Source organism: Halovivax asiaticus JCM 14624, from assembly GCF_000337515.1.
In the GTDB taxonomy this organism is placed as follows: Archaea; Halobacteriota; Halobacteria; order Halobacteriales; family Natrialbaceae; genus Halovivax; species Halovivax asiaticus.
Genome location: NZ_AOIQ01000017.1, coordinates 241,920 through 260,114 on the forward strand (window position 1 = coordinate 241,920; position 18,195 = coordinate 260,114).

Here is an 18,195-nt window from a genome sequence, read left to right on the forward strand (position 1 = left end):
AGGGCCCTCCAGTCGGAACTCACTCCTCGTCTTCGTCGTCGGCGGATTGGAGGGTGCTTCGCAGTCCCGGGATCGTCTGTGTGAGGTCGCCGACCTGGTCGCCGGCCTGTTCGATATCGCCGATCGTCGATTCGAGCGTCTCGATCTCGTCGGCGAGGTCCTCGGCGTCGTCGAACGCGTCGGCGCGCTCGCCCATCGTGTACCACTTCTTGGCGTCACGCAGGTGCTCCTCGGCGTCACCCGTCTCGAGTGCGGACTTCAACCCGTTCAGGGCGCCGAGGACGTTGTCGGCGTCGGTCTCCCAGATCGCTTCGGCGTCTGGCAGGGCGTCGCGGGCGTCGGCCAGGGAGGATTCGACGTCCTCGCGCATCTCGTTCGCCGCCTCGCCGAACAGGTCGTCGTCGGTGAGTGAGGCCTGACTCATGCCTGATTGTACGACTTCGCCGGGGTTAAACGATCGCCCGAAAGTGAAAGTGAAAATTGGCCCGTGAGGGTGTCTCCCCCGTCTGGAACTCCGACCATCGCGTGCTGGTCGAGGTCGCCGTCCCTGTTCCAGATTGTCGAGACGCGGTCACCTGTCGTGGTCCGTGTTTCGGTCCTCCCCGCTCGCGATGTCGACCACGCGCATCAACGGGTAGCCGTCCTCCATCGCCATTTGAGCGGTGACGGTGTGGGCCTCGTAGCCCACGACTATCTCGACGTCGAGGAAGCGGCCGGTCAACTCGGTGTAGTCAGCGTCCGATTCGTCGAGTTCGGCCTGCAGTGCGTCGGTGTCGACCGCGACGGTCACGGATTCACAGTGTGGCTGGTTCTCGATCGCGTCTTCCATCGCACGGGCGATGCTGTCGGCGCTCGCGGGCGAGACCGGCGTCCCGGCGAACTGGTGATAGAGCGAGCCGAACTTGATCCCGGTCTCGAAGCAGGCGACCTCGCTTGGAGTAGGGTCAGCGGTGTCGGACGAGTCCGACGGTGGTGTCTGCGTCATGGTGGCCGGTCGCTCGCCGGAACAATGGTCGTTCCGATCAACAACACCGGTGCCTTCTGTCGGCGCGATCGCGCCAACTCTACACCGTGGCCGTCATCGGTCCCGGGGCTGTCACCCTTCGTCCCAGACCGCAAGCTACGTATCTGGGTGGCTCCTTCGGGCGAACGAATGGCACAGTCGGTCCTGTTGACCGGGGCGGCCGGCCGCGTGGGGACGGCGGTCCTGAGCGATCTCGCCGACGAATACGAGTGGCGACTCCTCGATCGGGATCCGCCGACCGAGGACCTGCCGGGCGAGTTCGTCGTCGCCGACATCACCGACGAGGACGCCGTCCGCGAGGCGATGGCGGGGATGGACGCGGTGATCCACCTCGCGGGCGACCCGCGTAAGGAGGCTCCGTGGTCGTCGGTCCTGCCGAACAACATCGACGGCACCCGTGTCGTCTACGAGGCCGCCGTCGAGGCGGGCGTGGACACGGTCGCGTTCGCCTCGTCGAACCACGCCGTCGGCCACTACGAGACCGACGAACGCACGCCGGAGATGTATCGCGAGGACGACGATTTTCGCCTCGACGGGACGGAACTCCCGCGCCCTGGTAACCTCTACGGCGTTTCGAAGGCCGCCGGCGAACTCCTCGGGCGCTACTACCACGACGAGCACGACCTCTCGGTTGCCTGCGTCCGTATCGGCAACCTAACGAAAGGTCATCCACCGATCGACTACGAACGCGGGCAGGCGATGTGGCTCTCCTATCGCGACTGCGCGCACCTCTTTCAGCGCTGTATCGAGGCCGACTACGGCTACGAGATCGTCTACGGCATCTCCGACAACGACCGGAAGTACTACTCGATCGAACGCGCTCGGGAAGTGCTCGGTTACGAGCCCCAGGACAACTCCGCGGAGTGGAACGGCGACGAACGAATCGCGTAATCGTCAGGCGGTCCCACGCCAGTAGTCGACGACGCGATACCCGAGGTACAGCGTCGCGTTCAACACGCCGACGAACGCGAACAGGTCGCCGAGCTGGAACCAGAGTCGCTCGAGGATCCCGAGCTCGGTCAGGCCGTGCGTGAAGAAGGCGCTGATGATTCCCCAGACGAGCAGAATGGCGGCGAGCCGTGCACCGTCTTCGATGTACGCCGGGACCGGGAGCGGATCCGGGATGGAGGGCTGGTCTGTCATATCAGGGCTTTTTTAGTTGAGTAATAAATATGTTAAGACTGTCCGGCCGCTTGGCAGATTGTGTCGTCTTCCCTCGGCCAGTTTCGATCCGTTCTATTACGTCGTGTGACGGTACCCCGTCACGAACCGCCCGCGCCGACGAGATATCTTACGAAGGGGAAATAGAATACGTTATATTCATCGACGACCGAACGACGCCTGGGGGAGACCCTGCCTCCGGCGGAAAAAACGCCCGATGGTAGCGCTCGTCCTCGAAAGTGACGCGGTGTCTCGGGATCCACGACGGCTGCGGCCCAGGACCGGCTGCGGCCGTCGTCCCCGCGGCTACGCGACAACTGATAGAGGGCGACCGCCCGCCGGGTGATTGAAAGCCCCCCGGAGGCTACGTGCGACGCCGAGGCTCGGCGATACCGCCTCACGGCCGAAGCCGAGCCGAAGAACTCGCACGGATTCGACGCGAACGAACGGATCAGTCCTACGCTTCGACGGTTTTCATGCCGGTGCACACGCTCGAATAGCGACTACCGTTCGCCGAACATTCCGCGACGACGCTCTCCGTTTGTCGAATGGTTTCACGCCGGCGTTACCGCTCGTCGAACAATCCCTCGACGGCGCTCTCCCGCGCGTCGCGTCGATCGACGTGTGCGCGGAGCCGCTGCACGATGAGCGGTCGATCCGCCGCGTCTTCGCGCACGAAATCGAACAGCAGTGCGAGGAACGGGCCACCGTCTTGCCCGGCATCGAGGTCGGCCAGTGCGTACGCGCCCGCGGTGCCGATCGGTGCATCGTCGTACCCCCACTCCTCGGCGAGGACCTTCGCGGCGATGACCGTCTCTTCGGGGGTGCAATCGGCCAGGGAAAGTCGTTCACCCTCGTGGGTGAGCGAGAGCGGTTGCCGTCGTTCGATCACTTCGGGGTCGGCCTTGAGCCGTCGTCCGTATCGTCTGACGTCGCCGACGTTGCACCCGCGGTACACGTCACCGAACTCCCGCAGATATTCACGCCCGCTTTCGGCGAGGCCGACGGCACCCTCCCAGTTCCCGCGGTGGGCGTGGTGAACCGCCGCGGTGAACTGGATCAACCCGTGGAGCAACCGCTCGTCGTCGGTTCCGGTCTCGAGATCGAGCCAGTGCGTTTCCCACGCGTCGTGGGCTGCGTGGTAGTGACCGTCGTTGTAGACGGCGATGCCGGCCCGGAGCGGCGCTCGCATGGCTCGGCGTTTGCGGTCCGTGGGGAAAAACGTCGCGGGGCAGGTGGGGTCGCCGGCTGCACCGATATCGGAAACCGGATTGGCAGGTGTGTCACCACTCGTGGACGGGGTGTCGTCGCGGCGAGTCCTCAGGAGCCCCAGAAGTTCTCGCGGCTGCCAAGCTGCGGGCGATCGGGGCCGGAGTCATCGCGTTCGCGGTCGTCCGTGTCCGCGTCTGCATCATCGTCCTCGTCCTCGTCTTCGTCCGCGTCGGCGTCGGATTCGTCGTTGTCGCTCTCGTCCTCGTCGGGGTCGAGCGGTAGGCGTTCGACCTCTTCCGCTCGTGCGTGGTTGCTGTGAACGCGGGAGATCTCGACGCGCGAACGGGCCTTCGGGAGGACACCGTCGACCATCACGATGAAGCCGTCCTCGGTCCGGCCGACGCCGGCGCCGCTCTCGTGCATGTCGACGATGTCGACGACGACCTCCTCGCCGCTCTTGACGGGCTGGGTTTTGAGTTCGCTTATCGGCTGGTTGTAGTGGTTACACCACTCCTTGCCACCCTTGTCGCCGTAGTGCTGACACCCCATGCCAGCGATCCGCTCGGAGAATTGCGGACAGTCGTCGGCGAGTGGACAATCTGCCATACCCGCCGTAGCGCCGGCAGCGTTAAACCGCTTGCGTATCGCCCACTGGGTGTGACTGGGGCGAATCCGCCACGCCGACTGGACTGCGGGCTGGCTGGCCGCGTCTCGCCGGATCAACTACCGACGTGACGAAGCCGGTTTCGAAAGCATTTACGGTCCTGCGGTCGGAGTTCGAGGCGATGAAAATCCTCGTAACGGTCGCGGAGGTGGCAACCGTCGACGACGAGTTCGAGATCGACGGTACCGAGATCGCCGACCAGTACCTGAACGCCGATCTGAACGAGTGGGACGACTACGCCATCGAGGAGGCCGTCCAGCTGCAGGAGGGCGGCGTGGCCGACGAAGTCGTTACCGTCACGATCGGCCCCGAAGAGTCCGAACAGACGATCCGACAGGCGCTCGCGAAGGGTGCCGACCGGGCTATCCGTGTCTGGGACGAGTCACTGGAGGGTGTCGACCTGCTCGACGTTCGCGCGAAGACGGAGATTCTGAAGGCCGTCGTCGCCGAAGAGGAACCCGATCTGATCCTCTCGGGCGTCCAGACGGGCGACGACAGCTGGATGGCGACCGGCGTCTCCCTCGCCGAGTCGCTCGACTTCCAGTGGTCGGCCGTCGTCAACGACCTCGACCACGATCTCGAGGACGGTACCGCGTCCGTGCGACGCGAACTCGAGGGTGGCGTCGAGGAGCTCTCCGAGGTCGATCTCCCGGCCGTGCTGACGATCCAGACCGGGATCAACGAACCGCGCTACGCGAGCCTGCGCGGCATCCGTCAGGCCCAGCGCAAGCCGCTCGACGCGAAGACGCTCGACGACATCGGCGTCGATGCGGGCGTCGTCGATGGCAGCCTCGAACTGACGGATATGTACGAACCGGAGTCCGAGAGCGACGCGACGGTCTGGGAGGGAAGCGCCGAGGAGACCGCGGGCGAGCTGGCTGAGATGCTTCGAGAGAAGGGGGTGACGGCATGACAGACGTGCTCGCGATCGCGGATCACCGCCGCGGCGAACTCCGACCGGTGAGCTACGAACTCGCGACGGCGGGACGCGAACTCGCCGACGAGACGGGCGGTGACTTGCACCTGGCCGTCATCAGTGGCGCGGTCGACGAATTCGGCGAGAAACTCGCCCGCGAGGGCGTCGACGTCGTTCACACCGTCGCAGACGGCGAGGAGTTCAACCACGACGTCTACGTCCAGGCGATCGAGCAACTCGTGGACACGATCGATCCGCAGTACGTCCTCGTGCCCAACAGCGTCAACGGACTCGATTACGCACCCGCGGTCGCCGGTCGCCTCGACCTGTCGATCGTGACCGACGTCGTCGACCTCGCCGTCGACGGCGACTCGCTGATCGCGACGCGCGAGATGTACGGTGGCAAGGTCGAAACGACGACGGAACTCGACGCCGGCACTGCCCTCGCCACGATCCGAGAAGGCGAGTGGCCCGAAGCCGAAGGCACTGCCGACGCCTCGATCGAGGCCTTCGACGCCGAGATCGACGAGGACGCCGTCGGCTCGACGGTCACCGGCTTCGAGGAGGTCGCCGGCGGCGACGTCGACATCAGCGAGGCCGACCTGCTCGTCTCGATCGGCCGCGGGATCGAAGAGGAGGAGAACCTTGATCTGATTCGCGACCTCGTCGACGCACTCGATGCCACGCTCTCGTCGTCGCGACCGATCGTCGACAACGGCTGGCTCCCCGCGAACCGCCAGGTCGGCCAGTCCGGGAAGGTCGTCACACCCGACGTCTACATCGCCATCGGCATCTCCGGCGCCGTCCAGCACGTCGCCGGCATGAAGGGTTCGGACACGATCGTCGCGATCAACACCGACCCCAACGCCCCGATCATGGACATCGCCGATTACGCGATTCACGACGACCTCTTCGACGTCGTGCCGGCGTTGATCGAAGAGTTCCAGTAGGGCGGGATCCGACGTAGTGAGGATCACGAAACAGCGAGCGGGGGCCGGAGCGACGTGCGGGCAGCGAAGAACGGCCCAAAGCGACGATTTTCTGTGCAGCGAGTTGCGGCTCCTCCGGGCACACGAAGGTGAAATCTGTGGTTCGAACGTCTTCCAGATGTTCGATCGGCGACTGAGTATGGAGCGCTGATCGTCTGGTCGGCGGCTGCCTCACCAGTGGCCGAGCGCTATCGAATCGACGCTCGGGTGTTGGTTTGATCGGGTAGTTATGCGTGGTCAGATTCGTGCTGTTGTTACTAGCCAACGGTTGCCAAGAACGCAAAAGCGTACGAATAAAAATATGTAATGCTATTATCATTCTCCGGAGATATTATAGTGGTACTCTGACAACCGGGGGCCATGGTGGATCGCCACAAGAGACGAACAGTGTTGTCAGGGGTTGCCGTTGGTGCGCTCGGGTCGCTTTCGGGGTGTCTGGACCGGCTTCCAGGAGTCGGGTCCGGCGAGACCGACGACGGGCCCGGCGGGCTCGGTCGAACGATAAAGATCGGGATGTTGCACTCGCTTACTGGTGACCTGAGTCACGTCGGCGAGCCGATCCGCAATGCCGGTGAACTGCCGATCACACAGCTAGAGGCTGCCGACGTCGATCTCGAGTTCGACGTCGGGCGGGCCGACGCGGAGACCTCGCCATCGGTGGGCGTTCGGGAGGCGTTGCGGCTCGTTCAGGAGGGCTATCCGGCGATCAACGGGGCGCTGAGCTCCGACGTGACACTCCAGGCGACACAACAGGTGTTGATTCCCTACCGGACCGTCAGTTGTTCGCCGGCGAGCACCTCACCGACGATTTCGACGCTGAACGATGGTGGAATGGTCTATCGGACGGCGGTCTCCGACACGTTCCAGGCGACCGTCCTCGCGGATCGGGCCGCGGCGGAGGGCCACTCGAGCGCCGCGACGTGCTACGTGAACAACGACTACGGCTACCAGTTGAGTCGGGCATTCGAGCGTGCATTCGTTCGCGAAAACGGTGGCACCGTCACCGCACAGGTTCCCTTCCAGCAGGCACCCGAAGACGGGTCGATCTCCTACGCCGACCAACTGTCGGCGGCCCTCGCCGACGATCCGGACGTGATCGTTCTCATCGGGTACGCCAACAGCGGCGCACAACTCCTCCGTGACCTGCACGACAGCGAGGCCGATCCCGCGGTGCTGGTGACCGACGGAATGCAAGACGAAAGTCTCCCCGGCCGTGTCGGTGAATCGATCGACCACGTCAGGGGGACGGCGCCACTTTCGGCGGGGCCCGGGAAGGACTTCTTCGATCGGACGTACGAATCCGAGTACGATGGACCGCCGGATAGTACGCCCTTCAACGCACACAGCTACGACGCGACGGCCGTGCTCTTGCTCGCCAACGCCTACGCCGGGGAGAACGTCGGCGAAACGATCATGGCGTCCATTCCCGCGGTGACCGACGAGACCGGCGAGCGGATCGGCCCGTCGGACCTGGCGCGCGGGATCGAACTCGCCGCGCAGGGCGATCCTGTCGAGTACGTCGGCGCCTCGAGCGGCGTCAGATTCGACGAAAACGGGGATGTCGTCGCGGCGAACTTCTCGTACTGGACCTACGAAGGCAACTCGATTACGCAACTCGATACGGTGGAATACTGATGTCTCTCGGATCACAACTGGTGCCGTCGTTCGTGCGCCGGCGCTACCGAACGAAGTTCGTCATCTCGATTCTGGCCGTCGTCCTCGTCATCGGGCTCGTGGGCGGAGCCAGTTACGTACAGGCCGAACAAACCGTCGAAGACGAGTCGAACGAGCAACTCGAATCCACGGCACAGCTGCAGGCGGATTCGATCGGCGACTGGGTCGAAACGATGGGCGTCCAGACTCGAACGATCTCGGCGTCAGCGCCGCTTCGCGATGGGGCTGTACAGGACGTCCAGGCCCATCTCGTCGAGGAGCAGGCGCGGATGTCTGTCGACGTTCGTGCGATACACTATGTCGATACGGATGACGGGCAGATCGTCACGAGTACCACCCCATCCCAGCGCGGCGTCAGCCTCGGTGCTATCGACGAACCCTGGGCGCGCTCGGACATCGAGTCGGAGCTGTCGTTCGACGACGACGTCTGGCATACGGGCGCGTCCTACGAGGACGACGTCCTCGGAGATCAGGTCATGGCGTTCGTCAGCCCGGTCAACGAACGCTCGGATCGGGTCGCGGTCGTGATCGGGACGCTCGAATACCAGGTCGAGCAACTCCAACAACCGTCGTCGGCCGCGACGACGAGTATCGTGGATGCGAGCGGCTCGCCGGTGTTCGAATCGACCGACGGGACCGATCGACCCGCCATCGACACCGACGCGCTCGACACCGCACTGACGGGACAGACGAACGTCGTCGAGTCGGACGAGACGGTCGCCGCGTACGTTCCGGTCGCCAACAGCGACTGGGTCGCGGTGACGACCGTGCCGAGAGCCGAGGCCTACGGTGTGGCCAACTCTGTCGGGTGGAACGTTCTCGTTCTGATCGGGTTGAGCCTCCTGTCGCTGGGGGTGATGGGGATGGTGCTCGGCCGCCAGACGGTCGTCCCGCTCACGCAGCTTCGCAACCGGGCGACGGCGATGGAAGAGGGGAACCTCGACGTCGATCTCGAGACCGACCGGGTCGACGAGATCGGTCGGCTGTACGACGCGTTCGACAGCATGCGTACGTCGTTGAAAGCCCGGATCGACGAGGCGACGCAGGCTCGTGACGAAGCCGAAGCGGCCCGCGCCGAAACCCAGGCGATGAACGAACACCTGGAGGCGACGGCCGAACGGTACCAGCAGGTGATGGCCGACTGCGCCGAGGGCGATCTCACCCGGCGCCTTGAGCCGTCGAGCGAGAACGAGTCGATGAACGAGATCGCCACCGCGTTCAACGACATGGTCGCCGATCTGGAAGAGACGACGGCGCGCGCACAGGCGTTCTCGAAGATCGTCGCCGAGGCGAGCCAGGACGTCACGGGAAGCGCGGAGGAGGTCAAATCCGCCTCCGCTCAAGTGAGCGAATCCGTCCAGGAGATCTCTGACGGTGCCGATCGCCAGCACGTGAATCTCCGATCGGTCGCCGGTGAGATGGAGGGTCTCTCGACGACGACCGAGGAGATCGCCGCCTCCTCGAACGAGGTGGCCGACGTGGCCGAACGAACGGCTACGACGGGTGCCGAGGGTCGCGACGCCGCCCGGGACGCCATCGAGGGAATGCACGAGATCGAGGCGGACTCGGCCGACGCCGTCGCCGCGATCGAGCAACTCGAAGCCGAGATGGACCAGATCGACGAACTGGTCGAGTTCATCTCGACGGTCGCCAACGAGACCAACATGCTGGCGCTGAACGCCAACATCGAGGCCTCCCGGAGCGGCAGTGGCGGGGACGCGGGTGACGGCTTCGCGGTCGTCGCCGACGAGGTCAAAGAACTGGCCTCCGAGACGAAGGAGGCGGCCGAGGACATCGAAGAACGCCTCGGCAGCATCAAGTCCCAGACCGACAGGGCGTCCGCGGAAGTCCAGCAGACTGCCGATCGGGTGACCGAACAGGTCGACTCCGTCGAGAACGCCGCTGCGGCGCTCGAAGAGATCGCCGAGTACGCCCAGGAGACCAACGACGGCGTCCAGGAGATCTCCGCCGCGACCGAAGAGCAGGCGGCCTCCACCGAGGAGGTCGTCGCCATGGTCTCGTCGGCGACCGAGATCGCAGAAGAGACCTCGGACGAAGCCCAGCAAGTCGCTGCTGCGGCCGAAGAACAGACCTCGGCGATCACCGCCGTCAGCCACCGTGCTGACTCGTTGACGTCGCAAGCCGACGAACTCAGCACGGCACTCGACGGATTCGACACGGCCGTCGATATCACCGTCGAGGAGGGGGACGCGGTTCCAGCCGAGGCCGACACTGCTGGCGACGGCCAGGTCTTCGAGGAGAGCACGGACGAGGGCTGGAGTCCTGCGAACGATGCAGGCGGCGATGGCGATCAGTTCACGTTCGACGATTCGAACACGAACTGACTGCCGACTGACCCGTTTCGATCCGTCACGTACTTTTTCGTGTCGCCCCGTTACCCGATAATGGAGCGTCCGGTCCGCCGACAGGCACTGATCGACGACCGGCTCGAAGCGGTCGTCACGGCCATCGAGCCCCCCGATCTCCGCGAGCAGGTATCCCGGACGACCCTTGCGGGTGGCAAGCGCGTGCGCCCGACGGTGACGATCCTCTCGTGTGAGTTCGTCGGCGGCGACTCAGCCGATGCGCTCGACTTCGCCGTCGGTATCGAACTCGTCCACACCGCGTCGCTCGTCGTCGACGACATCATCGATCGGTCGCCGATCCGCCGCGATGCGCCGAGCGCGTGGAGCGCGTTCGGTCACGGACCCGCGATCGTCGCGAGCGACGGGCTGCTCGGAGAGGCGTTCGATCGCTTTTCGACCGACCCGGCGGCCATGCAATCGGTGACCGCGGCGATGGTCGAACTCGGCGAGGGTGAGGCGATGGAACTCGTCTCGACTCCGTCGACGGAGGCGGAGTACATGACGCTCGCGCGCCGCAAGACCGGTGCGCTGTTTCGGGCGGCGGCGGAACTCGGTGCGATCGCGGCGGACGGCGACGACGAGACCGTCACGGCCATCGGCGAGTATGCAGAACGCGTCGGCGTCGCGTTCCAGATTCGCGACGACGTTCTGGACGCGGTTGCCGACCCGGAGACGCTCGGGAAACCGACCGGTCGCGACGCGTCGCTCGATCGACCGTCGCTGTTACAGGTGACCGACCTCTCTCCGAGTGCGGCGAACCAACGTGCACGTGATCAGGTCGAACTGGCGATCGACGCCCTGGAGCGGATCGAACCGGTCGATACCGAGGCGGAGGCGTACCTCCGCGAACTCGCCGAGTTCGTCGTCGAACGTGAACAGTGACGGATCGGGCGTTCAACTGACCGGCCCGCTCTCCTCCGGAACTGCTTCGGTTATTTCTCCCCGTCTTGCCCGTCATCAACGTCGTCTGGACGGTCCGCTTGACCGGCTCGCCTGACGACGACGCGCGTGATGCGATTCTCGTCGACATCGTCGACGGTGAGGGTGGCGTCGTCGAGTTCGAGACTGTCGCCGGGCGCTGGCACTTCGCCCAGTCGTTCGAGAATCATGCCGCCGACGGTTTCGACCTGTTCGGCTTCGAATGCGGTCCCGAGTCGGTCGTTTACGTGTGCGACGGTGACGCCACCGTCGACCACGTACGTGTCGTCCGACTGGCGCTCGATGGCCCGCGTGTGCTCGTCGAACCCGTCGCGGAGGTCGCCGACGACGACTTCGACGACGTCTTCGACGGTCACGATCCCCTCGAAGACGCCCCACTCGTCGACGATCGCGGCCAGCTGGCGTCCTTCGGTCTGGAACTGGGTGAGCAGATCGGTGACGCGAGCCGTTTCGGGGACGACGGGCAGATCGCGTGCGAGCGATTCGGCCGTCGTCTCGTCGGCCGTGGTTTCGGGTCCCATGACCCGCACGACGTCTTTGGCGTCGACGAAGCCGACGATACGGTCGGTTCCGTCACCCGTACCGAGCACGGGATACCGGGTGTGACCGATCTCGACGATCTGTGCTCGCATCGACTCGATGTCGTCGGCTGCGTCGAAACTCGCCACGTCCGGGGCGGGAATCATGATCTCTTTGACGGTGATGTCGTCGAGTTCGAATACGCGGTGAATCATCTCGACTTCGTCCGGATCGAAGTTCCCCTCGCGACCCGATTGTGAGAGGACGGTGAGTAACTCCGCTTCGGTGAAGGTCTCCTCGCTCTCGGAGGCGGGCGGCACACCGAGCAGACTGGTGAACCCGTTGGCGGCGCCGTTGAAGACGACGATCCCGGGATAGAGGATATAGTAGCTCACCTTCATCGGGAGGGCGACGAAGAGCGCGATCTGTTCGGTCCGGGCGATGGCGAACGTCTTGGGGGCGAGTTCGCCGAAGACGACGTGCAAGAACGTGATGAAGGTAAAGGCGAGGGCGAAGGAGACGAGGTGGACGACACCGGTCGGGAGGACCTCTCCCAGGAGCGGTTCGATCAGCGCCGCGACGGCGGGTTCTCCCGCCCACCCCAATCCGAGCGAGGCGAGCGTGATGCCGAGTTGCGTGACCGCGAGGTAGTCGTCGAGATTGTCCATCGCCTCCTGCAGGATTCCGGCGCCCGTTCGCCCATCCTCGACGAGCCGGTCGACGACGCTCGGACGGATGCGGACGAGCGCGAACTCCGCGCCGACGAAGAATCCGTTCACGACGACCAGTGCGAGCGCGACGAAGAGCCGACCGAGTGAGAAGACGATGTCTACCATACAGATCGCCTCGGCGGTGCCAGAACGTGGTGCATACCGCAAGGGGAGTGGCCGATCGTCGTAATGCTTTCCCTACAGGTGTCCTCAAATGGGTGGTGAATCGGCGGTCACTCGCCGACGTTCACCGTTCGTGGGCTCCCGTCGCGTGAAATCCGCGACTCGACGATCGCGAAGGTGAGCGTACTCAGGATGGCGAGGACGGTGCCACCGGTGAGCGCCGTCGCCAGCGCCGCCACGTCGATTTGGTCGACGAAGAACCCGCTGACGGCGTAGAGGACGACGGTCATCGCGACGACGTAGAACGGGGCGTTGAGGTAGCGCCACTCGAGTCGCTCACCGATGTAGGCGTCGGTGAGTTGCCCGAGACTCGTCGTCAGAGCGGCGGCGCCGAACCACTGGATGGCGCCGTGGAGGAATGCGGCGGCGCCGATCGGGAGCCCGACCGCTTCCTGGGTGGACCCGAGCGACTCGATCGTTTCGAACCCACTGACTCCGCCAAGGGCGACGAGGGCGATGGCGACGAGGTACGCGATGATCGTCATCCGGCCCGCGTAGAGCGACCGGCGGAGGCTCGTGGCGACGCCGCCAAGCGAGGCCCCCAATCCCAGGCCGCTCGAGATGAGGTAGACGCCGAGCAGCGTCGAGACCGATCCGATGACGAGCCCCGGGAAGTCGAGGAGTGCGCCGACGAGCGCGAGCGGATAGATCAAGAGTAAGATACCGAGTGGAATCAGGATCGTCCCGCGGGTCTCGGGATCTGCCATCACCTGCTTGATCGTGTAGTACATCGACTCCAGATTCTGGGCCTGCCGGACGACGACCCGGCGGACGCCGTCGACGGGGACGCGTGCACGGATGACGGGGAGAACCGACTCGTCCTGTGCCCCGTCGGTGACGACGACGGTCGTGACGTCCTCGCCGGTCGAGAGGCTGGCGAGTACCGTATCGACCTCGTCGCCGATCTCTCGACTCGCGCTCACCTCTCCCTCCTCGTTGCCGGTCACGACTGCGACTTCGACGCTCTCGTCGCGCGCGTCGATCTCGTCGTAGACGTGCAGTCCCTGGAAGATCACGTTCGCGTCGGAGTCCTCGGGATCGGCCGTCGCCATGGCGATGGCGGCTTCCTCGACCGGCTCGCGCCCGATGACCGGCGTGGTGAAGCCGGTCTTCCGGCCGAGATCGTCGTCGAGGTCGACACAGAGGACCAGCAGCATCGAGCGAGTGTACGGAAGCCGCCTATATCGGTCTTCGGGGATCGAGCCGCCGGCTGGAGCCGGAGCCGCGGTACCACGCCCCCGGTCCGCCTCCCTCGAATCACCGCCCCGATCGATCCACTCGCGCCGAGTCGACCCCGCGGAACTCGAACCGTGCGCCACCGGATGCGCTCTCCCCGGCCGTGACGGTCCACCCGTGGGCCTCGGCGATCTCGGCGACGATGGCGAGGCCGATACCAGTCCCGTCAGGGTCGGTCGTGACGCCCGCCTCGAAGACGTCCACGTTCGGGAGGCCGGGCCCGTCGTCCGCGACCAAGAAACCGGAGGGTTCCACCGCGGGGTTCGAATCGCCGTCGATCCACCCAACGGAAATCTCACGGGCAGACTCGGGTTCGTTCGTGGGGTGTTGCTCGTTGTCGGCCGACACGTTCGCGTGCGAGTCGTGGTCGGTTGCCTGGGTTGCGTTCGGGTCGGTCGCTCCGGTGTCGTCGGCGATGCCGTGGTCGACGACGTTGCGAAACAGGTTCGTCAAGAGTTCACAGAGCCTGCTCCGGTCGGCCAACACCGTTCCGGCGACGTCGTGACGGAGCGTAACCGGTCCCTCGACGACGGCCCACGCCTCGTCGACGACAGCCCCGAGGTTGACCCGCTCGGGTTCTCCGACGGTTTCGCCCTGTCTGGCGAGCGCCAGGAGGTCGTCGATCAACGTCTCCATCCGTTCGAGCGCCCACGATATCTCGGTCGTCGAGTCGTGCTCGACGGCGCCTTCGAGCAACTCCGCGTGTCCCTGCGCGACGTTGAGAGGATTCCGGAGGTCGTGGCTCACCAGGCTGGCGAACTGCTCGAGTCGGTCGTTCTGTCGCTCCAGTTCTCGCTGGTACCGTCGCTCGTCGGTGATTTCGCGGAACGCGTTGACGGTCCCCGTGAACTCCCCATCGTCGAGCGGTAACGTGGTCAGCGTCGCCCGGTACGTTCTCGTCTCGCCGTCGGGCGTGTGGAGTCTCGGCTCGTGGGTAATCTCCGTGACGTCGGTGTCGTCGCTCAGCAGCGTCCGGACGCGCTCGACGTACGAGTCGATCTCTTCGGGGGCGAAGTAGCCGCGCTCGACCAACGTCTGGAATGACTCGCCGACGATCTCGTCGGCCGATTCCGCGAACGGTGCGACGAACTCGTCGTTCGCCCAGGTGATCGTCCCCGTTTCGTCGAGGCTGAAGAGACCGATTGGCGCCGTCTCGACGATGGTCCGAAAACGGGCGAGTTCGCGGGTTCGGCGCGTCCGCTCGGAGATATCGCGAACGACGCCGACCGAGCCGAGGACCCGATCGTCCGTCGTAACCGGCACGATGGTGGCTTCCCCGACGCGCTCGTCGCCGTCAGCCGTTTCGAGGGTGAATTCGAAACGGCCCGCCGACTCATCGCTCGACGTGAGGTCGGCGAGGAGTTCGCTTGCTCGCTCGAATTCGGCGCTACCGATGAACCTACTGGCGTGAGCGCCTACGAGATCGGTCCGGTCGTACCCCGAAAACCGGGCGAGCGCGTCGTTTGCGAGGACGCATCGGCCCGACGAGTCGAGCACGTACATCGGGTCGGCCGCCAGTTCGACGACCGTCTGATAGCGCCCGAGCCGGGTCGAGTCGGTCGACGTTTGCGTCAGCGGCGGACGCGCCGTACTCGCGTCGACGACGGAACGGAGCCGCCGGGCCACGAGGGCGGGTTCCCGCTGAACCGTATCGCGCCGGAAGATGTCCGCGGCACCGGCCTCCAGCGGGGAGGTGGTGTCCTCGTCGTGTCCCAGAACGACGGCGACGGGCGTCTCTTCGGGGACGGCACGGATTCCGGCGTCTCGTCCATCGGCGTCGAGGTCGAGAACGAAACAGTCTGCGACCCGGGTGGCTGCGTCGTGCTCGACGGTTGCGTCCTTCGGTTCACCGTCGCGGAGCCACTCGACCGATCGGTCGGTGACGGTGATCGGGTGGATAGCCTGCTCGACGATCGCCTGCGTCTGCCCTTCCGGCGTCGGGCCGACCCAGCACACCCGGATCCGCTCTCGCATGCTATTCGGAAAGGGGCGCCCGTCTCAAAAGGTTTCAGGCCGGAGCCGATGCGTGGTGCTTTTGGCGCCCGGCCCAGTATCGGACGTATCGAATGATCTCGAAGGGCTGTGAGCAGTGCGCGAAGGGCGGCAAGATGGTCATGTTCGTCTACGGCTACTGTGACCAGCGCGACTGCTTCTACTGCCCGCTCGGTGAGAATCGAAAGAACGTCACCGACGTCTACGCTAACGAACGGCTCGTCGAGACCGACGACGACGTCTTGGAAGAGGCCCACCGGATGAACGCCCTCGGGACGTCGATCACCGGTGGCGAACCCCAGGAGGCCCTGGATCGGACCTGCCACTACCTCTCACTGTTGAAAGACGAATTCGGCGAGGATCACCACACCCACCTCTACACCGGAATTACGGGCGGTCGCGAGAACATGCGCCGCCTCGCCGAGGCTGGTCTCGACGAGATCCGCTTTCACCCGCCGCTCGAACTGTGGGGCGATCTCCACGGCACCGAGTGGGAGGACATCCTCTACATCGCTCGCGAGGAGGGACTCACGCCCGCGTTCGAGATCCCCGGCATCCGCCCGGAGCCGGAGTTTCTCGACTTCCTCGACGAGGGCGCCGCCGACTTCTGTAACGTCAACGAGTTCGAGATGTCCGACGGAAACTATCGCCGAATGCAGGAGGAAGGCTTCGAACTCAAGGAAGATCACATGAGTGCCGTCGACGGCTCTCGCGAGGAGATCCTCGACGTGATGGGCGACCACGAGCGGGTCTACTTCTGCACGTCGGTCTTCAAGGACGCCGCCCAGCATCGCCGCCGTCTCAAACGTATGGCCCGCCAGATCCGTCGCGAGTTCGACGACGTCACCGACGACGGCACCCTCGTCTACGGCAAGACGCGTGCCGATCCCACTCGCTTCGAGGCCCTCGGAGTGCCCACCGAATTCTACACGGTGAAGTCGAACCACGTCGAGGTCGCCTGGTGGCTCTTAGAGGAGATGATCGAGGAGGGCGACCTGGACGACGGGGAGATCGTCGAGCAGTATCCGACCTACGACGGTCAAGTTGTCGAGCGAACACCGCTAGTCTGACCGCGAGCGAAGCGAGCGGCATTTTTGGTGCAGATTTTTGGCGGAGTGGATCGCGACCACCGGGAGCGATCCCGACGAGAAAAAGGTGCACGTGCCAGGTTGTCGAGCGAACACCGCTAGTCTGACCGCGAGCGAAGCGAGCGGCATTTTTGGTGCAGATTTTTGGCGGAGTGGATCGCGCGAGCGCGGCGTACGACGCCGCGAAAATGCGAACGGGGCGGCCGTCATCACTCGGCCTGCGTGGGATCGACGTCCGGGAGCGTGATGAGGTTCTCGCGGCCGATCCGGAGTTTCTCGATGTCGTCGTCTTCGTCCATCTGCGAGAGGAGCTGGGACACCTTAGCGTTGGACCAGCCGGTTTCGTCGACGATGGCGGCCTGCTTCATACGGCCACCGTTCTCCGTGAGCATGTGTGTGACGCGCTCTTCGTCGCTTAGGAGTTCGGGATCGACCGTGTCGTGATCCTCGTCGGTGACACCCGACTCCGTCGGTTCCGGTGACGGCTCGTCGATCGTGTCGCGTTCGTCGGTGTCGTCAGCTGGATTCACTCCGGCGAGGATTCCCTGAAGCCGCGTCGTCACTGGCGCAATCGGCGGCCACCAGTCGGGACGTTCACCCTCGTCCCACTCGCCGTTGCGAGTCGACCGGACGTACCAGAGTGCCCCACCGCCGACGGCGACCAGTGAGAGGAGGCCGAGGAGCAGCTGCCACGAGTCTTGGATGAAGCCGACGACACCGGTCTGGGAGGAGAAGACGATATCGAAGTCCTCCGGAGCGAGTGTCGTCCGCCCGTCCCAGACGATCCGGTTGTTCTCGATACCCTGTGGGGCGGTGACGATGTCGTGTTCGTCCGGTCCCTCGATGATCAGGCGCTGATGCGGCTCGAGACCGGGGAACCAGGTGGTGCCGGATGCGGTCAGGAACGTCTCCTGCAGACGGAGGTAGTCGCCGTCGGTTTCGGCGAAGTTCGTCCACGTCACGCTGTAGCGGATGGTGCCGATCTGCGTATCGGGCTCGACCGCGTCCGCATCGTACGCCCCGACTTCGGACGCCGGTCTGACGACCGACTCGTCCCAGCCGGCGTCTTCGATGTCCATCTGTCGGCCCGTCCCCGCTTCGGCGTGCGGGACGAAGCCTTCGAACCACGAGCGGTCGAGCCTGACGTCTCGTTCGCCGCTTCTGATTTCTTCGGCGAACACCTCGAACCGCTCGCGATCGGACTCGTTCCGGAGGACGATGTGGTGTTCGACGGTCCAGCTCGCGTCGCCGTTTTCCAGCAACTCGACTCGTATATCCTGTCGACGGTCGTCCCCGGTACCGTCGTCGAGCGCCGCGACTGGTGCGGGGCCCGCGGTGAGCAGGAGGGCGACGACGAGGGAGACCAGGAGGGCCGATCGGACCCGCATTGATGTGTTTCGGTGCGGCCCCGTGTCAAAAAACCCTTTCTATACGTCCATTTCTCGGATCCGGCTGCGAACCGGCAGGCGGGCGACCAGGCAGGACTGTTCTGCCGATTTCAGCCGGCGGGGCCGGTCTGGGG

At 65.0% G+C, this 18,195-nt stretch carries 16 protein-coding genes; 7 read left to right on the plus strand and 9 right to left on the minus strand.

Features of this window, described 5'->3' with window-relative positions; all coding sequences use genetic code 11:
* Nucleotides 1-19: 19 nt before the first annotated feature.
* Together C479_RS11395 and C479_RS11400 are read right to left on the minus strand one after the other, a co-directional pair.
* Nucleotides 20-424, minus strand: a complete 405-nt coding sequence (locus C479_RS11395; RefSeq protein WP_007702498.1) for a DUF5790 family protein — start codon at nt 422-424, stop codon at nt 20-22.
* 147 nt (nt 425-571) lie between these two features.
* Nucleotides 572-985, minus strand: a complete 414-nt coding sequence (locus C479_RS11400; protein WP_007702500.1) for a dihydroneopterin aldolase family protein — start codon at nt 983-985, stop codon at nt 572-574.
* Between the two features lie 168 nt (nt 986-1,153).
* Between C479_RS11400 and azf the strand changes: the two genes are divergently transcribed.
* On the plus strand, nt 1,154-1,915 hold the full coding sequence (gene azf, locus C479_RS11405) for an NAD-dependent glucose-6-phosphate dehydrogenase Azf (protein ID WP_007702503.1): 762 nt from the start codon (nt 1,154-1,156) through the stop codon (nt 1,913-1,915).
* A 3-nt stretch (nt 1,916-1,918) separates the two neighbouring features.
* On the opposite strand, the gene C479_RS11410 is transcribed toward azf, so the two are convergent.
* The 3 genes from C479_RS11410 to C479_RS11420 all read right to left on the minus strand — a co-directional run bounded on the left by C479_RS11410 (nt 1,919) and on the right by C479_RS11420 (nt 4,003).
* Nucleotides 1,919-2,167 carry a hypothetical protein gene (locus tag C479_RS11410; protein ID WP_007702505.1) on the minus strand — a complete coding sequence of 83 codons (249 nt, stop codon included), beginning with the start codon at nt 2,165-2,167 and terminating at the stop codon, nt 1,919-1,921.
* A gap of 583 nt (nt 2,168-2,750) precedes the next feature.
* Nucleotides 2,751-3,377 carry a DUF309 domain-containing protein gene (locus C479_RS11415; RefSeq protein WP_007702507.1) on the minus strand — a complete coding sequence of 209 codons (627 nt, stop codon included), beginning with the start codon at nt 3,375-3,377 and terminating at the stop codon, nt 2,751-2,753.
* Nucleotides 3,378-3,505: 128 nt separating this feature from the next.
* Nucleotides 3,506-4,003: a TRAM domain-containing protein gene (locus C479_RS11420; protein ID WP_007702515.1), complete on the minus strand. Its 498-nt coding sequence runs from the start codon at nt 4,001-4,003 to the stop codon at nt 3,506-3,508.
* Nucleotides 4,004-4,182: 179 nt separating this feature from the next.
* On the opposite strand from C479_RS11420, the gene C479_RS11425 reads away from it, so the two are divergent.
* The 5 genes from C479_RS11425 (at nt 4,183) to C479_RS11445 (ending at nt 10,888) form a co-directional block, all read left to right on the plus strand.
* Nucleotides 4,183-4,974: an electron transfer flavoprotein subunit beta/FixA family protein gene (locus tag C479_RS11425; RefSeq protein WP_007702519.1), complete on the plus strand. Its 792-nt coding sequence runs from the start codon at nt 4,183-4,185 to the stop codon at nt 4,972-4,974.
* Nucleotides 4,971-5,927, plus strand: coding sequence for an electron transfer flavoprotein subunit alpha/FixB family protein (locus C479_RS11430; protein ID WP_007702522.1), 957 nt, complete (start codon nt 4,971-4,973; stop codon nt 5,925-5,927). The genes C479_RS11425 and C479_RS11430 overlap by 4 nt, the downstream gene beginning before the upstream one ends.
* Nucleotides 5,928-6,326: 399 nt before the next feature.
* A complete protein-coding gene (locus C479_RS11435) occupies nt 6,327-7,601 on the plus strand; it encodes an ABC transporter substrate-binding protein (protein WP_049907256.1) in 1,275 nt (424 codons plus the stop codon).
* The gene (locus C479_RS11440; RefSeq protein WP_007702528.1) at nt 7,601-9,985 is read left to right on the plus strand and encodes a methyl-accepting chemotaxis protein; all 2,385 of its coding nucleotides are present in this window, start codon (nt 7,601-7,603) and stop codon (nt 9,983-9,985) included. The genes C479_RS11435 and C479_RS11440 overlap by 1 nt, the downstream gene beginning before the upstream one ends.
* Before the next feature lie 60 nt (nt 9,986-10,045).
* Complete coding sequence (locus tag C479_RS11445; RefSeq protein ID WP_007702531.1) at nt 10,046-10,888, plus strand: polyprenyl synthetase family protein; 843 nt, start codon at nt 10,046-10,048, stop codon at nt 10,886-10,888.
* Nucleotides 10,889-10,938: 50 nt separating this feature from the next.
* Here the strand turns inward: C479_RS11445 and C479_RS11450 are convergent, their stop codons facing one another.
* From C479_RS11450 to C479_RS11460, 3 genes are all read right to left on the minus strand, one after another.
* A complete protein-coding gene (locus tag C479_RS11450; protein WP_007702534.1) occupies nt 10,939-12,300 on the minus strand; it encodes a hemolysin family protein in 1,362 nt (453 codons plus the stop codon).
* A 107-nt stretch (nt 12,301-12,407) separates the two neighbouring features.
* Nucleotides 12,408-13,514 carry a DUF373 family protein gene (locus C479_RS11455; protein WP_007702537.1) on the minus strand — a complete coding sequence of 369 codons (1,107 nt, stop codon included), beginning with the start codon at nt 13,512-13,514 and terminating at the stop codon, nt 12,408-12,410.
* A gap of 100 nt (nt 13,515-13,614) precedes the next feature.
* On the minus strand, nt 13,615-15,567 hold the full coding sequence (locus tag C479_RS11460) for a sensor histidine kinase (protein ID WP_007702540.1): 1,953 nt from the start codon (nt 15,565-15,567) through the stop codon (nt 13,615-13,617).
* A gap of 92 nt (nt 15,568-15,659) precedes the next feature.
* On the opposite strand from C479_RS11460, the gene C479_RS11465 reads away from it, so the two are divergent.
* Entirely contained in the window at nt 15,660-16,655 is a 996-nt protein-coding gene (locus C479_RS11465) for a radical SAM protein (protein ID WP_007702543.1), read from the plus strand.
* A gap of 227 nt (nt 16,656-16,882) precedes the next feature.
* Here the strand turns inward: C479_RS11465 and C479_RS11470 are convergent, their stop codons facing one another.
* A complete protein-coding gene (locus C479_RS11470) occupies nt 16,883-18,061 on the minus strand; it encodes a helix-turn-helix transcriptional regulator (RefSeq protein ID WP_007702546.1) in 1,179 nt (392 codons plus the stop codon).
* Nucleotides 18,062-18,195 lie beyond the last annotated feature (134 nt).

What these genes read in the sequence shown, in the direction of transcription:
- C479_RS11395 (WP_007702498.1), bottom strand. Translation starts at nt 424, where the DNA reads ATGAGTCAGGCCTCACTCACCGACGACGACCTGTTCGGCGAGGCGGCG.
- C479_RS11400 (WP_007702500.1), bottom strand. Translation starts at nt 985, where the DNA reads ATGACGCAGACACCACCGTCGGACTCGTCCGACACCGCTGACCCTACT.
- azf (WP_007702503.1), top strand. Translation starts at nt 1,154, where the DNA reads ATGGCACAGTCGGTCCTGTTGACCGGGGCGGCCGGCCGCGTGGGGACG.
- C479_RS11410 (WP_007702505.1), bottom strand. Translation starts at nt 2,167, where the DNA reads ATGACAGACCAGCCCTCCATCCCGGATCCGCTCCCGGTCCCGGCGTAC.
- C479_RS11415 (WP_007702507.1), bottom strand. Translation starts at nt 3,377, where the DNA reads ATGCGAGCGCCGCTCCGGGCCGGCATCGCCGTCTACAACGACGGTCAC.
- C479_RS11420 (WP_007702515.1), bottom strand. Translation starts at nt 4,003, where the DNA reads ATGGCAGATTGTCCACTCGCCGACGACTGTCCGCAATTCTCCGAGCGG.
- C479_RS11425 (WP_007702519.1), top strand. Translation starts at nt 4,183, where the DNA reads ATGAAAATCCTCGTAACGGTCGCGGAGGTGGCAACCGTCGACGACGAG.
- C479_RS11430 (WP_007702522.1), top strand. Translation starts at nt 4,971, where the DNA reads ATGACAGACGTGCTCGCGATCGCGGATCACCGCCGCGGCGAACTCCGA.
- C479_RS11435 (WP_049907256.1), top strand. Translation starts at nt 6,327, where the DNA reads ATGGTGGATCGCCACAAGAGACGAACAGTGTTGTCAGGGGTTGCCGTT.
- C479_RS11440 (WP_007702528.1), top strand. Translation starts at nt 7,601, where the DNA reads ATGTCTCTCGGATCACAACTGGTGCCGTCGTTCGTGCGCCGGCGCTAC.
- C479_RS11445 (WP_007702531.1), top strand. Translation starts at nt 10,046, where the DNA reads ATGGAGCGTCCGGTCCGCCGACAGGCACTGATCGACGACCGGCTCGAA.
- C479_RS11450 (WP_007702534.1), bottom strand. Translation starts at nt 12,300, where the DNA reads ATGGTAGACATCGTCTTCTCACTCGGTCGGCTCTTCGTCGCGCTCGCA.
- C479_RS11455 (WP_007702537.1), bottom strand. Translation starts at nt 13,514, where the DNA reads ATGCTGCTGGTCCTCTGTGTCGACCTCGACGACGATCTCGGCCGGAAG.
- C479_RS11460 (WP_007702540.1), bottom strand. Translation starts at nt 15,567, where the DNA reads ATGCGAGAGCGGATCCGGGTGTGCTGGGTCGGCCCGACGCCGGAAGGG.
- C479_RS11465 (WP_007702543.1), top strand. Translation starts at nt 15,660, where the DNA reads ATGATCTCGAAGGGCTGTGAGCAGTGCGCGAAGGGCGGCAAGATGGTC.
- C479_RS11470 (WP_007702546.1), bottom strand. Translation starts at nt 18,061, where the DNA reads ATGCGGGTCCGATCGGCCCTCCTGGTCTCCCTCGTCGTCGCCCTCCTG.